This is a genomic window from Roseomonas elaeocarpi (assembly GCF_042433915.1).
In the GTDB taxonomy this organism is placed as follows: domain Bacteria; phylum Pseudomonadota; class Alphaproteobacteria; order Acetobacterales; family Acetobacteraceae; genus Roseomonas; species Roseomonas elaeocarpi.
The window spans coordinates 639-15,769 of the sequence record NZ_JBHLUN010000033.1 but is presented as its reverse complement, the minus strand read 5'-3'; the positions used below and the strand labels follow the sequence as shown (position 1 = coordinate 15,769).

General features: G+C 66.5%; 26 protein-coding genes. 14 read left to right on the top strand and 12 right to left on the bottom strand.

Going from position 1 to position 15,131, the window contains the following annotated elements:
• The 8 genes from ACFFGY_RS22390 to ACFFGY_RS22355 form a co-directional block, all read right to left on the bottom strand.
• Positions 1-774 (bottom strand): DNA polymerase III subunit beta family protein (locus tag ACFFGY_RS22390; RefSeq protein ID WP_456316185.1); only part of this gene is annotated, 774 nt, incomplete at its 3' end.
• Positions 767-1,054, bottom strand: a complete 288-nt coding sequence (locus tag ACFFGY_RS22385) for a hypothetical protein (protein ID WP_377046760.1) — start codon at positions 1,052-1,054, stop codon at positions 767-769. The genes ACFFGY_RS22385 and ACFFGY_RS22390, both read right to left, overlap by 8 nt.
• Positions 1,047-1,349, bottom strand: coding sequence for a hypothetical protein (locus tag ACFFGY_RS22380; protein ID WP_377046759.1), 303 nt, complete (start codon positions 1,347-1,349; stop codon positions 1,047-1,049). Before ACFFGY_RS22380 ends, ACFFGY_RS22385 begins: the two co-directional genes overlap by 8 nt.
• Before the next feature lie 20 nt (positions 1,350-1,369).
• On the bottom strand, positions 1,370-1,564 hold the full coding sequence (locus ACFFGY_RS22375; protein ID WP_377046758.1) for a hypothetical protein: 195 nt from the start codon (positions 1,562-1,564) through the stop codon (positions 1,370-1,372).
• Positions 1,564-1,965, bottom strand: a complete 402-nt coding sequence (locus ACFFGY_RS22370) for a MarR family transcriptional regulator (RefSeq protein WP_377046757.1) — start codon at positions 1,963-1,965, stop codon at positions 1,564-1,566. Before ACFFGY_RS22370 ends, ACFFGY_RS22375 begins: the two co-directional genes overlap by 1 nt.
• Before the next feature lie 136 nt (positions 1,966-2,101).
• Complete coding sequence (locus tag ACFFGY_RS22365; protein WP_377046756.1) at positions 2,102-2,647, bottom strand: hypothetical protein; 546 nt, start codon at positions 2,645-2,647, stop codon at positions 2,102-2,104.
• Positions 2,631-3,011, bottom strand: coding sequence for a hypothetical protein (locus tag ACFFGY_RS22360; protein WP_377046755.1), 381 nt, complete (start codon positions 3,009-3,011; stop codon positions 2,631-2,633). Before ACFFGY_RS22360 ends, ACFFGY_RS22365 begins: the two co-directional genes overlap by 17 nt.
• Before the next feature lie 57 nt (positions 3,012-3,068).
• On the bottom strand, positions 3,069-3,863 hold the full coding sequence (locus tag ACFFGY_RS22355; protein ID WP_377046754.1) for a S24 family peptidase: 795 nt from the start codon (positions 3,861-3,863) through the stop codon (positions 3,069-3,071).
• Positions 3,864-3,881: 18 nt separating this feature from the next.
• Here ACFFGY_RS22355 and ACFFGY_RS22350 point away from each other — a divergent pair, with 18 nt between their 5' ends.
• Positions 3,882-4,097 carry a carph-isopro domain-containing protein gene (locus ACFFGY_RS22350; RefSeq protein WP_377046753.1) on the top strand — a complete coding sequence of 72 codons (216 nt, stop codon included), beginning with the start codon at positions 3,882-3,884 and terminating at the stop codon, positions 4,095-4,097.
• Between the two features lie 132 nt (positions 4,098-4,229).
• Here ACFFGY_RS22350 and ACFFGY_RS22345 read toward each other — a convergent pair whose 3' ends face one another.
• Positions 4,230-4,496, bottom strand: coding sequence for a hypothetical protein (locus ACFFGY_RS22345; protein ID WP_377046752.1), 267 nt, complete (start codon positions 4,494-4,496; stop codon positions 4,230-4,232).
• 197 nt (positions 4,497-4,693) lie between these two features.
• Here ACFFGY_RS22345 and ACFFGY_RS22340 point away from each other — a divergent pair, with 197 nt between their 5' ends.
• Genes ACFFGY_RS22340 through ACFFGY_RS22310 form a run of 7 tightly spaced genes read left to right on the top strand, consistent with a single transcriptional unit; the run spans position 4,694 to position 7,613 of the window.
• A complete protein-coding gene (locus tag ACFFGY_RS22340) occupies positions 4,694-4,990 on the top strand; it encodes a hypothetical protein (RefSeq protein ID WP_377046751.1) in 297 nt (98 codons plus the stop codon).
• The gene (locus tag ACFFGY_RS22335; RefSeq protein ID WP_377046750.1) at positions 4,980-5,153 is read left to right on the top strand and encodes a hypothetical protein; all 174 of its coding nucleotides are present in this window, start codon (positions 4,980-4,982) and stop codon (positions 5,151-5,153) included. The genes ACFFGY_RS22340 and ACFFGY_RS22335 overlap by 11 nt, the downstream gene beginning before the upstream one ends.
• Complete coding sequence (locus ACFFGY_RS22330; RefSeq protein ID WP_377046749.1) at positions 5,153-5,524, top strand: hypothetical protein; 372 nt, start codon at positions 5,153-5,155, stop codon at positions 5,522-5,524. The genes ACFFGY_RS22335 and ACFFGY_RS22330 overlap by 1 nt, the downstream gene beginning before the upstream one ends.
• Positions 5,521-5,877 (top strand): hypothetical protein, encoded by a 357-nt coding sequence (locus tag ACFFGY_RS22325; RefSeq protein WP_377046748.1) that lies wholly within the window; start codon positions 5,521-5,523, stop codon positions 5,875-5,877. The genes ACFFGY_RS22330 and ACFFGY_RS22325 overlap by 4 nt, the downstream gene beginning before the upstream one ends.
• Positions 5,865-6,071 carry a hypothetical protein gene (locus tag ACFFGY_RS22320; RefSeq protein WP_377046747.1) on the top strand — a complete coding sequence of 69 codons (207 nt, stop codon included), beginning with the start codon at positions 5,865-5,867 and terminating at the stop codon, positions 6,069-6,071. The genes ACFFGY_RS22325 and ACFFGY_RS22320 overlap by 13 nt, the downstream gene beginning before the upstream one ends.
• A complete protein-coding gene (locus ACFFGY_RS22315; protein WP_377046746.1) occupies positions 6,068-6,919 on the top strand; it encodes a YdaU family protein in 852 nt (283 codons plus the stop codon). Before ACFFGY_RS22320 ends, ACFFGY_RS22315 begins: the two co-directional genes overlap by 4 nt.
• Entirely contained in the window at positions 6,909-7,613 is a 705-nt protein-coding gene (locus ACFFGY_RS22310; RefSeq protein WP_377046745.1) for a hypothetical protein, read from the top strand. The genes ACFFGY_RS22315 and ACFFGY_RS22310 overlap by 11 nt, the downstream gene beginning before the upstream one ends.
• A gap of 188 nt (positions 7,614-7,801) precedes the next feature.
• Here ACFFGY_RS22310 and ACFFGY_RS22305 read toward each other — a convergent pair whose 3' ends face one another.
• Positions 7,802-8,134, bottom strand: a complete 333-nt coding sequence (locus ACFFGY_RS22305) for a helix-turn-helix domain-containing protein (protein ID WP_377046744.1) — start codon at positions 8,132-8,134, stop codon at positions 7,802-7,804.
• A gap of 38 nt (positions 8,135-8,172) precedes the next feature.
• On the opposite strand from ACFFGY_RS22305, the gene ACFFGY_RS22300 reads away from it, so the two are divergent.
• Positions 8,173-8,787 (top strand): DUF6456 domain-containing protein, encoded by a 615-nt coding sequence (locus ACFFGY_RS22300; protein ID WP_377046743.1) that lies wholly within the window; start codon positions 8,173-8,175, stop codon positions 8,785-8,787.
• A gap of 12 nt (positions 8,788-8,799) precedes the next feature.
• Here ACFFGY_RS22300 and ACFFGY_RS22295 read toward each other — a convergent pair whose 3' ends face one another.
• Both ACFFGY_RS22295 and ACFFGY_RS22290 read right to left on the bottom strand, forming a co-directional pair.
• Positions 8,800-9,006, bottom strand: coding sequence for a hypothetical protein (locus tag ACFFGY_RS22295; protein ID WP_377046742.1), 207 nt, complete (start codon positions 9,004-9,006; stop codon positions 8,800-8,802).
• Between the two features lie 885 nt (positions 9,007-9,891).
• Positions 9,892-10,131 (bottom strand): hypothetical protein, encoded by a 240-nt coding sequence (locus ACFFGY_RS22290; RefSeq protein ID WP_377046741.1) that lies wholly within the window; start codon positions 10,129-10,131, stop codon positions 9,892-9,894.
• A gap of 149 nt (positions 10,132-10,280) precedes the next feature.
• On the opposite strand from ACFFGY_RS22290, the gene ACFFGY_RS22285 reads away from it, so the two are divergent.
• The 5 genes from ACFFGY_RS22285 to ACFFGY_RS22265 all read left to right on the top strand — a co-directional run.
• The gene (locus tag ACFFGY_RS22285; RefSeq protein WP_377046740.1) at positions 10,281-10,619 is read left to right on the top strand and encodes an HNH endonuclease; all 339 of its coding nucleotides are present in this window, start codon (positions 10,281-10,283) and stop codon (positions 10,617-10,619) included.
• 225 nt (positions 10,620-10,844) lie between these two features.
• On the top strand, positions 10,845-11,294 hold the full coding sequence (locus ACFFGY_RS22280) for a P27 family phage terminase small subunit (RefSeq protein ID WP_377046739.1): 450 nt from the start codon (positions 10,845-10,847) through the stop codon (positions 11,292-11,294).
• Positions 11,248-13,050 carry a terminase large subunit gene (locus ACFFGY_RS22275; RefSeq protein WP_377046738.1) on the top strand — a complete coding sequence of 601 codons (1,803 nt, stop codon included), beginning with the start codon at positions 11,248-11,250 and terminating at the stop codon, positions 13,048-13,050. The genes ACFFGY_RS22280 and ACFFGY_RS22275 overlap by 47 nt, the downstream gene beginning before the upstream one ends.
• Positions 13,051-13,068: 18 nt before the next feature.
• Positions 13,069-14,814, top strand: coding sequence for a phage portal protein (locus tag ACFFGY_RS22270; RefSeq protein WP_377046737.1), 1,746 nt, complete (start codon positions 13,069-13,071; stop codon positions 14,812-14,814).
• Between the two features lie 134 nt (positions 14,815-14,948).
• The coding region (locus ACFFGY_RS22265) for a hypothetical protein (RefSeq protein ID WP_456316184.1) at positions 14,949-15,131 on the top strand (183 nt) is incomplete at its 3' end.

Sequence of the window (15,131 nt, the reverse complement as noted above, 5' to 3'; positions counted from 1 at the left end):
GTGCAGCCGCCAGTCCAGGCCGGTGAACTCGATGGCCTTGTCGCTGGCGGTGACCCTGATCTCGCCGGCAGCGCGCCCGCCCAGGATGTTCCGCAGGATGGCAAGCGATCCTCGCGGCACGATGCCGCCGCCCCAGACCTCAGCGCCTGTCGGCATGTCCATGTGGAACGCCGCGAGGCGGTGCCCGTCAGTGGCGACGGCATTCAGGCGCGGCGGCTCGTGCTTCGGCTCCGGCTCCAGGTAGAGCCCGTTCAGGTAGTAGCGGGTTTCCTCGGTCGAGATGGCATGCGCCGGACCGGTGATCAGGCGCTCGAGATCCGCGAGCTGGATGCCGAAGCGAGCCGCGTGCTCGGGCATCTGCTTAATGGCCGGGAAGTCCTCCGCCGGCTGGGCGATCAGTCGCGCCTTCAGCGTGTCGGCCCTGATCAGCAGCGATCCTGCATCCGGGAGGCTCAGCGTCACCTCAGTTTCGGGCGCCAGATTGTGCAGCAGCGCGGCGATGCGGCTGGCCGGTACCGCCACGGGAGGCAGGACGCCGGCAGCCGGACCGGTGGCGACGGAGGCCGCCTCCATGTCGGTACCGATCGCCGTCACCCGGCCTTCCGCCACCTCAAGGAGGAGGCAGGTCAGGACCGGAACGGCGCAGCGCCGCGCGGTGGCGAGCTTCGCCTGGCGCACGACGCGCAGCAGGTGGCCGGCCAGGATCGTGGCGCCGGCGGGCGCCTCAGCTGCCGGGACGCGCTTCGCCTTCGGCATGGTGCTTCCATCAGGCATGCTGTGCGGCCTCCCGGCCTTCGTTCCGATCAAGGTTCTCGATGGCGACGACGATCACCGCGGCCGCGCGGAGCAGGTCCTGCCGCGGCGTGGTGGTGTGCTGGCGCCCGGCGAAGGCCGGGTTCGGGCTGGGGGTGCGGATCACCTTCGCCAGATCGCCGGTGGCGACCTGCACCGCCTTGCTGAGCGCCATGAACTCGGGCGCCGGCTGCATGCGTGCGACGGTGCCGCGGCGCATGCTAGCGATCTCGGCCAGGATGGCGTCCCAGGCGTCAGCCATGGACAACCTCCAGGGCCCTGAGCTGGAAGCGGCGGATTGCCGCGGGCGTCCGGACGCTGGTGTTGAACCGCCGGGCGAGCATGCGGAGGCGAAACGGCACCGGATCGCGGAACGGCGCCAGGATGCCAGCTGCGACCGACTGCATGGGCAGCCACAGCATGGCCGCGTCGATTGCGTCGTGCGGCGAGCTGTAGGTCGTCGGCTGCGGTTGATTGCCCTCCATGCCCAGGATCGTCCGCAGGAGGACCAACTCGCCCGGGCGGTCGGCGGAGCGATTACCGTCCGCCGCACGCATGTCGCGATGGTCCCGCACCATCAGAGCACCAGGGAGGCGAGGGCGGTCCCGCCTTTGAACAGGGCGACCCAGATGACGGCGCCGGCCGCAAGGCCAAGCGCGATGCCCTTCGAAGGACGCAGGTTGTCAGGGATCTCATCGCCGTTGGCGCGGTAGGCGGCGCGCGCGTCCAGCCAGTCGAGGAGGCGGTGCAGGGCAGGGCGAAGGGCGCGCATCAGACGATCCCCGTGTCCAGGGCGCCGAGGCGCTCCAGCACCGCCTGTCCGCGGCGAGTGACGACCAGGTGTGGGGCGCGCCCGTCCTTCGGATTGTCCCGCCGGACGGTGAGGCCGCAGCGCGCGAGAGCATCCATCTCGCGGCAGATGACCGGCTTCGAGAGCTCGAGCGCCTCGGCGGCGCGGCCCACGGTGTGAGGTCCCTGCTCGAACGCCAAGTGCATCAGCAGCGCCGTGCTGCGTGCCGTGAGATCCTGCTGCGTCCGCGGGCGGATCAGCGGCTTCAGCGCGAGGCGGATGATCTGCAGCGCGCCGTTGTGGCGCAGGTCCGCCAGCGCGTCAGGCGAGGCTACAAGGTTCGGCGAAGGCGGTGCAGCAACTGCTGCGGCGGCGGAGATCATTGCGGCAAAGCTCCGTGGGTGACGGAACCAATGTACGAACAGTGCGTACGAAGTCAACGACTAAATCGTACAATGGTTGTACGAAAAACCCCGCCGGCCGGAGCGGGCGGGGTGCAACCTGTTGCAACCTGTATGCTTAGGCGGCGGCAGGCATCGCGCCAAAGCTTCTGTCGAAGCCTCTGTTGCCAGCCACCAGGCGAACCACCGCGACGTCTGCTCTTGGCTGCGTCGCTAATCTAGCCGCAACCGCCTGGAAATATGGGGCTGTCTCTGGCCACCGGAGTGTCGCCCCAAGGAGGCCGGCACTCACACACTGCATCACGTCAGCGTAAGCCGCCGGATCTTCGACCGCCAAGTTCAATAGTTGCTCCACAAACATCCCGTTGGATCCAGGTCGCGGCGATGTCTCTGGATCGGTACTCCAATGAATTAGAAGCTCCTTCGCAAGCCGCTCCTCTTCCAGCATATCGCTGAGCTCAACAACGAAGTTCTTGATTTCACTGCTTACCTGATTGTTTCGCAGAACCATTTCGAGAGCGGTGTAGTGATCCTGCAGATAGGCGGCAGCATCTCGCAGATCACGAGTTCTGCGCTCTGCAGAACGGCGGCTGCGTACCAGCCAGCCCAGCATCAGCCCTCCAGCCCCAGCGACACCAAGCGCTGGATCAATCCAGAAACTCATCTGAACCTCCTGTCCGCTTAGATGGTGAGCGCTCACCGAGCTGACCATGTCGGTCTAACGGCAGGCTGCCCTGCGCCGCCTGGTGGCGCAAGAGCTTCATGGCCTTGCCAGTTGCAACAATCCTCTCCACACCAAGTTGCTCCATGCGCTCAACATGGCGCTCGTTAGATGAGCGACGCAGATGATAGAGAAGCAATGCCAAAAACAGTAGGACGCCTGTAGCTAGGGAGTACTGCCCTCCTTTTCCAATGATTGCGACAACTACAGATATGCAGAGCCATCCCCAGAAAAGGAGTGGGTCAGGACCATATTTTGAGAGCTTTCCAGCTAAATCTTTACAAAATGCAAAGAAGCCAGGGGGCATCGGTCAACTACCGCTTTCGGTACTGAGGACTGGACTGGCGGTCAGAGAGGCGCCAGATCATTTCCACTCCCAGCGACCAATGATGCGCCCCACCACCCTGATTTCCTCGCCGGGTACGACTAAGGGTTCGAAAGCCGGATTTCTGCTGATCAGCTTCAGCTTGCCGCCACCCACCTTCTGGACGCGCTTCACCAGCAGGCTCTCGTCCAGCACAACGAGGTAGATGCCCTCCGGTCCGATGAAGGTCTGGGACGTGTCGACCATCACCCTCTCCTCGGGCATTAGTTCGGGGACCATACTGTCTCCCTGCACCCGTATGATGGAGATGCTTCCGCCTTGATACTGAGCGGGAAGCAGTGCCTTCGGGACGCGCCATTCGTCCAGAACACGGGCCTCGCCGTTTGATCCGAGATGGGGAATGGCGCCGGCCCCCGCTGCGCCCGCCACGTCATACTCGCGGAGGACGATGTGTCCTGGCTCCGGCTCGCCCGGATCATCCCTGGACAGTTTGTTTGGGGCTGGACGTGCCGGCAGCGTGTCGACCCCGGTCAGTGCCATCACATCCTCCTCGGTGATGGGAGGGTGACCGCGACCAACGAAAATGGGCAGGTAAGACACAGCGTGCTCAACCTTTATGAAACGGCCTTTGGCCTTCTTGGGATCTTCACGGCTGCCGTAGGTCGATCGCCCTTCATGCCCGAGCGCATCCGCAACGGCCTGAACGGAGAGACCGGAGCGCTCCCGTAGCTGCTTGAGGCGGATCGCCGCCGGTTCGTCATCCGCCATTCCCTTGCCGTACGACGAAATCGCACAGCTTGTCTGTACGACAAGATCGTTGACTTTCGGCGTCATGTGCCGAATATGTCGTACATGAACCCAGCCGCTCTTATCGTCAGCAAGCTCGGTGGAACCCGGAAGGCGGCCGCCATTCTCGGCCGCCCGCCCACTACGGTGCAGTCCTGGAAGAACGCCGGAGTTATTCCCGCCCGCCGTCAAGGCGATGTCATCCAGAAGGCGCGGGCTGCTGGGATCACCATCGAGCCCGCTGACTTTTTCGCGCGCGCTGACACTTCGGTGGCGGCCTGATGCGTCACCTCACCGCCCTCCTTCGCGCGCTGGCGGATCGGCTCGATCCTCCAAGTTTGGTCAGCTCGGATGCTTTGCGTGCTGAAGTGCGGCAGGTCGTGAGCGGGTTGAGCGAAAGCTTGGCGCTGCCCGTCAGCCGCCCTGAGCTTCGCGGTACCGCAGAATGACTGTCGTCATTTCCTCGATGGCGTCGAGCAGGAGCAAGCTGTCTTCGGGCCTTCCTGCCGCATCGGCGTTTTGCTGCAGCAACCGCAAGGCGTTCGTTGCGGCGTTGAAGAGACGTCCGTCGAGCGCGGCGACGGTGGCGGCGACAACCTGCGTCAGAACCATCACGCGCACGCGCTCCTGGTTCTGCATTTCTTCCCGGCTCTTCGGGGTGGGCAGCATCGGTTCCTCCATGGGTTGGGTCGCGTCTCCCATGGTGGCCAGGGCGGGCCGTGTCGGCAACGGCGCGGTCCGCCTCAACGACGAGGAGGATCGGCGGCAACCGATCCCCCCGCATCCTGCGTCCTCCATGTCTGGTCACTCTCTCCATGGGTCTGACCATCACACTGGAGACGCACACCGTGTTGAGTGTTTCGCACAAGGGCTTGTGCATGTCGCACGCTGAGATCGCCACAGGGTGGGTGCGCGAGGGCTTTGCCCGTGAGCGCGCCAATACCGGGAGCGTGAAGGCGGCAGCATCCGCCATCGCCCGCCAGTTTGGGATCAGCCCGCGTCGGGCGCTTTCCTACTGGTGGGGCAACGTCAGCCACGTGACGGCCGACGAGTTCCAGCAGCTGGAGCGCGCCTACGCGCGTCGCCTGCAGCAGGACCGCGCCCGGGCCGCCGAAGAGGTCGCGGCGCTCGATGCGCTGCTGGCTCGCATCGAAGGAGCCCAGGATGGGCTGTAAGTTTATCGCTGCGTTCTGGCGCTTCTGGGTGGGCACGCCTGCTGACGAGTTGCTGTACCGGCACGCGCAGCTGAACTCGCTGACCGACAAAGCGAAGCGCATCCGCGACCGGATCGCGGCCACACAGCGGCGCATCACCGAGCTCACGGGGCACGACGCCTGATGGCCAAGCCTCTCAGCAAGACTGAACTGCTGATCGTGAAGCAGTGGAATGACAGCACCGGCGTCTGCACGCTGGCTGACCGCCACCGCATGTCGTTCGGGCGCGTCCTCACCATCCTGAACCGCGCTGCACGCGCGGGGATGCACGTGGACCCGCGGGACACCGAGCGGAAGCAGCGGCTGCCGAAGATCACGCCGGCCGAGGTGGATGCGCGCATGGACATCGTCCGGCTGCGCCTACCCATCGCGTCGGAGCCGGCGAAGCGCCAGCACCGCCCCTTCGTGTCGGTCTGCGATCGGGTGCCAGATCCGCTGGCGCCGCTGCGTCGCGGCCCGCCGGCATTGCCTGAGACGGCGCAGAGGTTCCGGTGATCCCCGACCGTCCCGCCGACCTGACCATCGTCCTGCCCGTGCCGCCCAGCACGAACAAGCTGTGGAAGCCGATCGCGCGCGGGAAGATGGCGCAGACCGTCATGTACGAAGCGTGGAAGCAGGAAGCCGGCTGGGCAATGAACCGCCAGCGCGCCAGCCACCACGAGTTCGGCCGCTACGCCATGCGGGTCGCGGTGGGGACGGGGCACGACCTCGACAACCTGAAGGCGGTGCCGGACCTGCTGCAGGCACAGCGCACCGTCATCAACGACAAGGACTGCGAGGCGCTGGTGATCGTGCGCGACCGCACGCTGACCGACCGCCAGTGGAGCGTGCAGCTGTGGCGCCTGTGACCCTTGCGGCAGTCTATCTGCGGATCGGGAAGGCAGTTGAGGCGGCCGGATCGCAGCGCGCCTACGCCGACAGCCTGGGCGTCTCCTCCAGCTTCGTGTCGCAGGTCCTGAACGGGAAGAAGCCGCCCACCGACGCCATGCTGACGTCAATTGGCGTGAAGCGCGTGGTTAACTTTGTGGAGGTCGCGAAGTGAGCAAATCCGACGCCTGGATGCCGCTCTACATCGGCGACTATCTCGCCGACACCATGCACCTGACTGCACAGGAGCACGGAGCGTATCTCCTACTGCTCATGCACTACTGGCGCAACGGGCCGCTCCCCGATGACGCTCGCATGCTCTCTGGCATCGCCAAGGTCGAGCGGCGGGAGTGGGAGAGGGAGGTCGGTCCCGTCCTGCGCCGGTTCTTCACGGCTGAGGGTGGGTTCCTGCGCCAGAAGCGTCTCGATGCGGAGCGGGAGCGCGCCAATGGCGTTTCCGGCAAGAGGTCGAAGGCGGCTGATGCCCGGTGGAACAAGGTACGCGAGGCCAAGCAGGAGCAGAGCACAAGCAATGCAAATGCACCTGCAAATGCATCGTCGGTGCATATGCCGGGCACATCACAGTCACAGTCACAGTCAGAAGAACCTTCGCTTCGCTCAGGGCACGCCGGTGGCGTGCCGCCGCTGGTGGAGGCTTCGGCGCCTGTCGATGCTAGAGCCTACCTCTGGCGGGAAGGGCGGGCTGCGTTCTCGCGCCTGACCGGCAAGCCCGAGAAGCAGGCCGGCCGGATGCTGGGCCGCTGGCTGCAGCAGGCGGGCGACGACTGCACCGTGGTCACCCAGGTGCTGGCCGACGCTGAGGCGCATCGGCCGGTCGATCCCATCGCCTGGATCGAGGCCGCCATCGCCCACCGCATGGGCCGCCGGCCCGGCGCACAGCCCGAGTTCCGCAACGGCTTCCTGCAGAACCTCGCCGACGACCGCGCCGCTGCCGCCGAGGGTGAGAACCCGCTGCTGACCAACCGCTTCCTGCCCGGAGGGGAGAACCGCCGTGCCCGCTGACCTCGGCACCGTCCGCGAGTGGCTGAACCTGCTGGGTGGGCTCTGCGCCGGCAACTTGTCCTCCAAGGAGGCGCAGGCCAAGGTGGCGCTCTACGTGCCGATGCTGGCGGCGGAGTTCTCGGACGAGGCGTTCACGCCCGCCAGCCTCGCCGCGGTGGCGTCGGCCTGCGAGTTCTTCCCCGCCTACGGCAAGATCGTGGGTGAGCTGCGCGGCTGGTGGCTTGCCCAGGCGCCGTCCGCTCCCGTGCTGGCGGCGCCGGTGGTGGTGGCCGTGCTAACCGAGGAGCAGCAGGAGGCCGAGGACCGCGCATGGTGGGACGCCCGCCTCGCGGGCATCGCCGCCATCGCTGACGCTACGGCGCGGTGGCGCACGGCAGAGGAGACCCGCTTGACGCTGACGCGCCGCGGCGCCCACCCGCGCCCATGGGCGGTGGCGGAAGCCGAGCGTATCGCGGCGGAGGCGAAGGAGGCTGGCGCGGACACCAACGTCGTGCAGCTGCGGACGCCTCGCGCGGTGGCAGAGGTGCCGAACCTCCACCTGCGCCGCGCCGAGCCGCCGCGCCCCAGGGTGCCGGCGCCGCAGGAAGCGCCGAGGCGCCAAGTGCCGGCCGAGCCGAATGCACAGGTGCTGGCCTTCCGTGCCAGCAACCCAGTGGTGCTGCGCGCTTTGGCGTCTCGGGATGCCTCGACGTGAGCTACTTCCGCTTCATCTGGCGCCGGCGGTACTCCTCTACGATCTCTGGCACGACCTCGGCGGCAGGGCGCGCCGCAGCGATCTCAGCGCTGCTCCATTCCGGGTTGTCGGGATCGGCGTCGATGCCTGCCTATATCTGCGCCTCTTCCTCCGCGCTGTTGCGCTCGATGGGCGGTCGGACGCGGCGCTCATCCTTCGACACGGGTTGCCAACTGCTCGACGTGAACACTAAGGACCTGCGCGAGGCGGGCCATTGCAGCGGCGCTTCCGGATTTCTTCCCGGTCTCGATCTCGCTCAGGTAAGCGACCGAAACGCCCGCCTCGCTGGCGAGGGCCGACAAGGTCATACTGCGATGCTCGCGCCAGACACTCACCGGGCTTTCGCCGGCAAGCAGGCGCATTGTCAGTACTTCGGGAAGAACTTCGGACACCGAGGCGTCCCGGCCCTGTCGGGCAACGAAGGCAAATTGTTCACGTACAGCCGCGATGTCGGCCGCGTCCTCGTCCGCTTTCCGGTTCATGCCTTTGAACCTCATGCTGGGTGGGGGGCTCTAGCGCCATGCCACTAGAGCATCATCGACGTGTCGACCGCGAGCCTGAACTGATCGACCTGAAGCGAGGCGATCGGCTCGAGGCGAAGGCCGGGCACCTGGTGCGCGAGCTGGTGCACTACGATCGGGTGCTGACCGGGCGGGAGGCGGTGGCGCGTGCGGTGGCGGTGGGCACCGACGCCCATACCCCGGAGCGGCCGCAGGACAAGGAGTTCGCTGCGGACCCAGACGACCCGAACCGCACCATCCGGCGCCACCGGCGGCACGACCCCGTGCGACGGCTGTACGATGGGGGCGATCTCACCGCCGCACACTGGGTGGCGGCCGAGAAGTTCCGGGATCTGTATGCCCTGGCCGAGGGGGCGCGGGAGGACAGCGGGCCCGGTGCGCTGGCGCCATGGCAGAAGGGGCACCTGTCACAGCGCCAGCTGGACGCCATGACCGAGCGCACTGCGGCAATCCAGGCTGTGGGATTGCGGCTGTCAGCCGTGTTCCTTGCCGCGGTGATCCAGCAGGAGCGGCTGAAGCAAATCGAGAAGGATCTGTGCATTCGGCACGGGCGGGCCGCCCACCTGCTGCGCGAGGCGCTGGATCTCCTCGCCGACCATTGGACTAGGAGGTAACCGCCGGTGCCTTCAGTCCGCGAAGATGATGTAACGGGAGAGGGTGTCTGTCTGTGAGGTGCGGCGCTGGACAGCCATCAGGAGATCGTGGTGGGCCTGTGTGGTGGCGCCCTCCATCGCCTGCTTGGTCGGAAGGTGCCTTTTTGCCGCAGCCTGGATCACGTCGTGGCTGGGCGGGTAGATGATTGGCGAGAAGGCGACGTGCTGAGCAAGCAGCATTATTCAATGCGCTGATCTGAACCAGCAGCTTGAACGTTATCGGATCATCATGCTCCAACCAATCGGTGAGCGCCTCAGCGAGCGCGTCGATGTCGGGGTTCTTGGCCAACACTAGCTCTCCGAGCAAGCAACTCATCCAGCTCTCCCACATCTGCAGTTGAGCCTTTCTGAAGGCCGAGATGCAGGTGCTTGAACCCGGGGACCAAACAGGGTAGGAAATTGTCATCCTTTAGATCTGCGCCCGGAGCCTGACGGCCTCGGGCGTTTTGCGTTTCCGGGACTGAAGCATCAGCGGGTCGTGAACGGATGGCAGCCTTCTTGCGCTGCTTTCACTTGCGGCCGGAAGTCCCGGGGCGGACGGTTCTCCAATGAGAACTCTCCCATTAGCGATGCTCCTGCTCGCCGTCGCTCTGCCCGCGGTGGCACAGCAGTCCGGCACAACTCCGAACCCGTTCGGAACCGGTGCAACTCCGTCAACGCCAACAACGAGTGCATCGCCACCCGCGCAGCCGCATGCCCAGGCTAGTCCACAGCGTGGAGCACGGGTGACAGCGGCACACTACGATAGCCTCGCGGCTGCTCAGCAGGCTTGTGGATCTGACCCCATCGTGTGGGGCAACACCAACAGCCACGTTTACCACCCGCAAAATGACCAGCTGTTCGGCAAGACCAAGCGCGGTACCTACCTCTGCCAGAGCCAGGCACAGCAGGCAGGCTTTCATGCGGCAGGGCAGAGGACCCCACACCGGACTTCGAGTTCCAGCCGGTAGGTCGTTGGCTGAAACCTAATGCGGGACGCCCAGAGCCTCGTGGCCCTGGGCGTGTTTCGCGTTCCTCACGATCGTGGTGCGCGGCGTGGGAGTAGAACGTCGGCGCCTTCGATCTTCATGGCGCCTCGCCGCATTGGTGTTCGTCGATCCACCAGTCCACAATTTCCACAATGGCCATCGGATAATCAAAGCGCTCACCGTTTTCGGGGTGACCTTTCATCCGGAGATAGTTCTCGCGGCCGTTCTTGATCGAACCCGTCTCAATCAGTGCGCCGCGGTAGTTCCACACTGGACCACCCTGAGGGCCGTACCGCACCACCATCCTCGGCTCGGAACGGAAGCTGTAGAACATCATGAAGTCCTGTGCGATTTAATCGTGTAACGATAGGTGCTGCCCTGTTTCCGTGGTCATAACGTGTGTAAGTGGCAGGATCATCCACCTTCAGTTGGTCTGACTTTGTACCGTTGTTGGTCGTCGATGGCCTTCGCTTTCGTGGAGAGGCCATGGCGAACCCTGCCAAGCTGCGCGACCCCTTCTACGTCTCTCCTGCGTGGCTCGCCCTGCGGAAGCAGGCGCTGCAGCGAGACCGTCACACCTGCGTGGTGCCGGGCTGTGGACAGCGCGCCGTGGTGGTCGACCACATCGTATCTCGCCGTCACGGTGGGGCAGACAGCCTGAGCAACCTGCGCAGCCTCTGCCGGACCCACGACAACCAGGTGAAGGAGCAGCGGGGCGGCGCACGGAAGGGCGGAGGCCAGATGCGAGTGCAGGGATGCGACCCCTCGGGCCGCCCTCTCGACCCCGAGCACCCCTGGAACAGAGGGCGCAAGGTGACCGCCTGAGGGTCGACCAAGAGCTATGCGTCGGACGCATTGAAGTGGGCGAAATCCTCTCTCAGTCATGCGTCTGGCGCGGGTGATGACGCTGGGGGAGGGGGAGGGTCGATCTTTGGGGCCGATGGGGGCCTGGACCGACAGGGGGTTTCCTTTTCGCAGAGACCAAAAACTGACCGGGGGGTTTCGGCCTGGGCCCGGTTTGGCGCGGATTTCCGTGCCTGAGAGGCCGAAATGGGTGACGTGATCGTCGGCCCCGGCGCTGATGTGGATGAGCCCGACTGGGAACTGCTGATCCCCGAGCGTGAGGACGGGCTGGAGGAGAAGCTGCGCGGGATGGCGCACCGCGAATGGGTGCGCGTGACCGCCGAGCTGCGGGACGTGCAGACCCTGGCGCCGGTGAACCGCCACGGCGTGCAGCGCCTGGTGCTGGCCTACCTGCGATACGATGTCGCGGCGGCCAACGTGATGAAGTTCGGCGCCGTCGTGGCCGCCAAGCGGACCAAGGTGCCGCAGTTGAACATCTGGCAGGTGGAGATGCGCGCGGCGGACGCCGACGCCACCAGCGCCGAGATGGAGCTGTGCCTGACCCCGCGGCGCCGCGCAGCGGCCGGCAAGGTGCAGAGGAAGGCGAAACGTGCCACGGCAGCGGACGGCTACCTCGGCAAGCGCGCCGCCACCTGACCCGACCACCGCCTGGGCGCAGGATGTCGTCTCCGGCAAGATCATCGCGGGCGAGCTGGTGCGGTTCGCAGCGGAGCGACACCTGCGCGACCTGCGCGATGGCCCGTCCCGCGGTCTGGTCTGGCGGCCGGACCTGGCGGACCGCGCCATCGGGTTCTTCCCGGCGGTGTTCACCATCACAGCGGGCGCCAAGGCCGGCCAGCCCTTCGACCTGCTGCCCTGGCACCTGTTCACGGTGGGCAGCCTCTTCGGCTGGCGCCGCACGGACGGGCTGAGGCGGTACCGCACTGCCTGGCTGGAGACTGGCAAGGGACAGGCGAAGTCGCCGCTGATGGCCGGCGTCGGCATCCTGATGATGGGCTACAGCGGGATCGAGCGCTCCGAGGTCTACGCCATCGCCGGCAGCAAGGATCAGGCGAACGTCCTGTTCAAGGACGCAGTGGCGATGTGCCGCGGGCAGATCCCGGGCGAGGAGCCGGGCGACACGCTGGAAGCGCGCGGCGAGGTGGTGATCCGCGGAACCGGCGACATGGCCTGGAAGATCGAGCACCAGGAGAGCCAGTCGAAGTTCCAGGCGCTGGCCGACGGCGACAGCGTGTCGGGCCCGCGCCCCTCGGCGGTGCTGGGCGACGAGATCCACGAGTTCAAGTCGGCCGAGGCGATCGAGCTCTGGTCGGCGGCAATCACCAAGATGCCGGGCGACCCGCTGATGATGCTGGGCACCAACACCCCGGCGGCGGACCAGCTGGTCGGCACCGAGTACAGCGAGCTCTACCAGAACGTCGTGAAGGGGCACTTCAAGGACGACACGTCCTTCGTGTTCATCGCCCGCACCGATCCCAGCGACGATCCCTTCGAGGACGAAAGCTGCTGGGTGAAATCGCTGCCGGCGCTGGGCATCACCTATCCGATCGACAACGTGCGCAACGAGGTGGCGAAGGCCCGCGGGCTGGCGTCCAAGGCCCTTTCGGTGAAGCGCCTGTTCTTCGGGGTGCCGGTCGGCTCGTCGGAATACTGGATCGACGAGGACCTGTGGGACAGCACCCTGGGCGAGGTGGATGAGGACGAGATGCAGGGCATGCCCTGCTGGCTCGGTCTCGACCCTTCCCAGCGGAACGACCTGACCGCGCTGGCCAAGGTCTGGCGCGGAGCCACGGGGCACCTGTACGCGCGCATTTCCTATTGGAAGCCGCGCGAGGGGATGGCGGACGCCGAGGCCAAGGACAAGGCGCCGTACCTGCAGTGGTCCGAGGAGAAGCTGCTGAACGCGGTGCCCGGGCGCACCATCGGCATGAGCTTCGTGGTGGCCGAGGTTGAGCGGACAGTGGCGGAGCAGCGGGTGGAGGCGATGGCCTTCGACCTGGCGCATTTCCAGACCTTCCGCGATGCGGCCTCCGAGGCGGGGTTCGCCACCTGGGAGTTCCAGGGGCCGAAGGAGCCAGAGGGCTCGGGCCTGAAGATGATCCGCCATGCGCAGGGGCAGCGCGGCCTGCATAGCGAGAAGCAGCTGTGGATGCCGCGCTCGGTGCAGGCGCTGGAAGATCTGATCCTGGCGAAGGGGATCACGATCCACGACAGCGCGGTGACGCGCTGGTGTTCGGGCAACGCCACCCTGGTCCTCGACGGGCAGGGCAACCGCTTTTTCGACAAGAAGCGGTCCCGCGGTCGCATCGACGGGATGGTGGCGCTGGCAATGGCAGTCGGGGCGGCTTCGTCCGTGGCGCCGGCGCCTGCCAGGTCCTTCTGGCAGGCATAGCGGCGGGAGGCCGGACGCATGAGTTTCTGGTCGCGCCTGATCGGCCGCGAGGAGCGGTCGGCTGCGCCGCGCTATGGGTCGCTGGAGTTGTTCCGCGACCTGCTGACGGGCGGCAGGGTATCGAAGGGCGGCGTGACGGTCAGCGCGGACCAGTCGCTCTACGTGACGGCGGTGCTGGCCGGCTGCCGGGTGATCGCGGAGGACACCTCCGGCCTGCCGCTGAAGCTGATCCAGCAGCAGGGCAAGAAGCGGAGCTACCTGACCGACGACCCGGTGCAGCAGGTGCTGGACTGGCCCAACGACTGGCAGAGCGGGCCGGAGCTACGCGAGCAGCTGACCCTGCACGCGGTGCTGTGCGGCAACGGCTACGCCTGGAAGAACGTGGTCCGCGGCGAGGTCCGCGAGTTGCTGCCGCTGCTGCCGCAGTGGGTGGTCACCACGCAGGACAAGGACTGGGGCGTCATCCACAAGGTGACGCTGCCCGACGGAGCGTCCTTCAGGCTGAAGGCCTCCGAGGTTCTTCACCTGCGGGGGCCGAGCTGGTCGGGCTTCGCCGGGCTGGAGATCTTCCGCCTGGCGCGCGAGGCGATCGGCCTGGCGGTGGCGACCGAGACGGCGCACGCGAAGCTGCACAGCAACGGCCTGCACACCTCCGGCCTGTATTCGGTGGACGGCGCACTGCAGAAGTCGGACTACGATTTGCTGCGGGCCCACATCGAGGCGAATTTCATCGGCGAGGACAACCTGTTCCGGCCGCTGATCCTGGACCGGAACGCGAAGTTCACGCCGATCAGCATGACGGGCGTGGATGCTCAGCACCTCGAGACCCGCAAGAACCAGATCGAGGAGATCGCGCGGGCGCTGCGGGTGTTCCCGCAGATGATCGGGCACTCCGACAAGACCTCGACCTTCGCGTCCGCCGAGGCCTTCTTCCTGGCGCACGTGAAGTACAGCCTGCTGCCGTGGTGCCTGCGCTGGGAGCGCACGGTGCAGCGCGACCTGATCGGCAAGAGCCGGTCGGGCGTCTTCGTGAAGCACAACGTGGCCGCGCTGGAGCGGGCCGACATCAAGACCCGGTATGCCGCCTACGGGCAGGCGATCAAGGACGGCTGGCTGGTGCGCAACGAGGCGCGTGGCTGGGAGGATCTGGACGAGATCGATGGCCTGAGCGAGCCGCTGCAGCCACTGAACATGGCGACACCCGGCCAGGCCGAGGACGACGGGCAGCAGGATGCCGGAGGCCAGCCGACGAAGGGCCGCCGCCCTTTCGCAGATGACCTGCGGAGCTTCGACCCGTCGAAGCATCCGCGCGACGAGAACGGCAAGTTCCGAGGGCGCGGTGCCGGCAAGCGCCGGGTCCGGCGGATGGCTCGGCGCTCGATCGCCGACAAGAACCACCAGGAAACCCTGGATCTCGGCGAGATCGAGCGGGAGGAGTTCTCCCACGCCGCCGGGCGGGACGTGAGGGGCTGGCGCCTCGGACTGGGCTCTGACCAGGTCCGGCACATCCATGCCGAGCATGGTTCGAGCCGCACGGAGCGCCCGCGTGGGCAGATGGCGGTAGGGCCGGACGACTACGGCAAGCTGCGTACACTGGTGCATGAAAAGGGCAGCGTGGCGTCCGGTGGCCTGACCCGCGCGCAGAAGCTTCAGACGGTGGTGGTTTCAGGAGCGGTCGGAAAGGCCCGTTACCGCGCGGTGCTGACCGTGAACAAGCGGACCCGCAGCCTCAAGGTGTGGACCCTGACGAAGCACCCGCTCTGAGAAGTGGAATGCACGGCCTGCCGAGCCTCATGCTCAGCGCTGGAGCGCTGTCCATCGGCATACGTCCGAAACGACCGCAGGTCCGTGCGGGAAAGAATTTAGGGCCCGGCTGGGTCCGAAGCAAGGAGAATGCGATGCGCTGGGGAGCTGCGCGCCGGCCTGCCGGCGCCTGTCTGGAAGTCCGCGACGGCCATTCGTCGCGCAAGACCCTCGACTTCGGGCTGGAGATCAAGGAGGTCGCGCCGGACGGCACCTTCGCGGGCTACGGCTCGGTGTTCGGGGTGCTGGACACCTATTCCGACCGTGTGGCGCCGGGT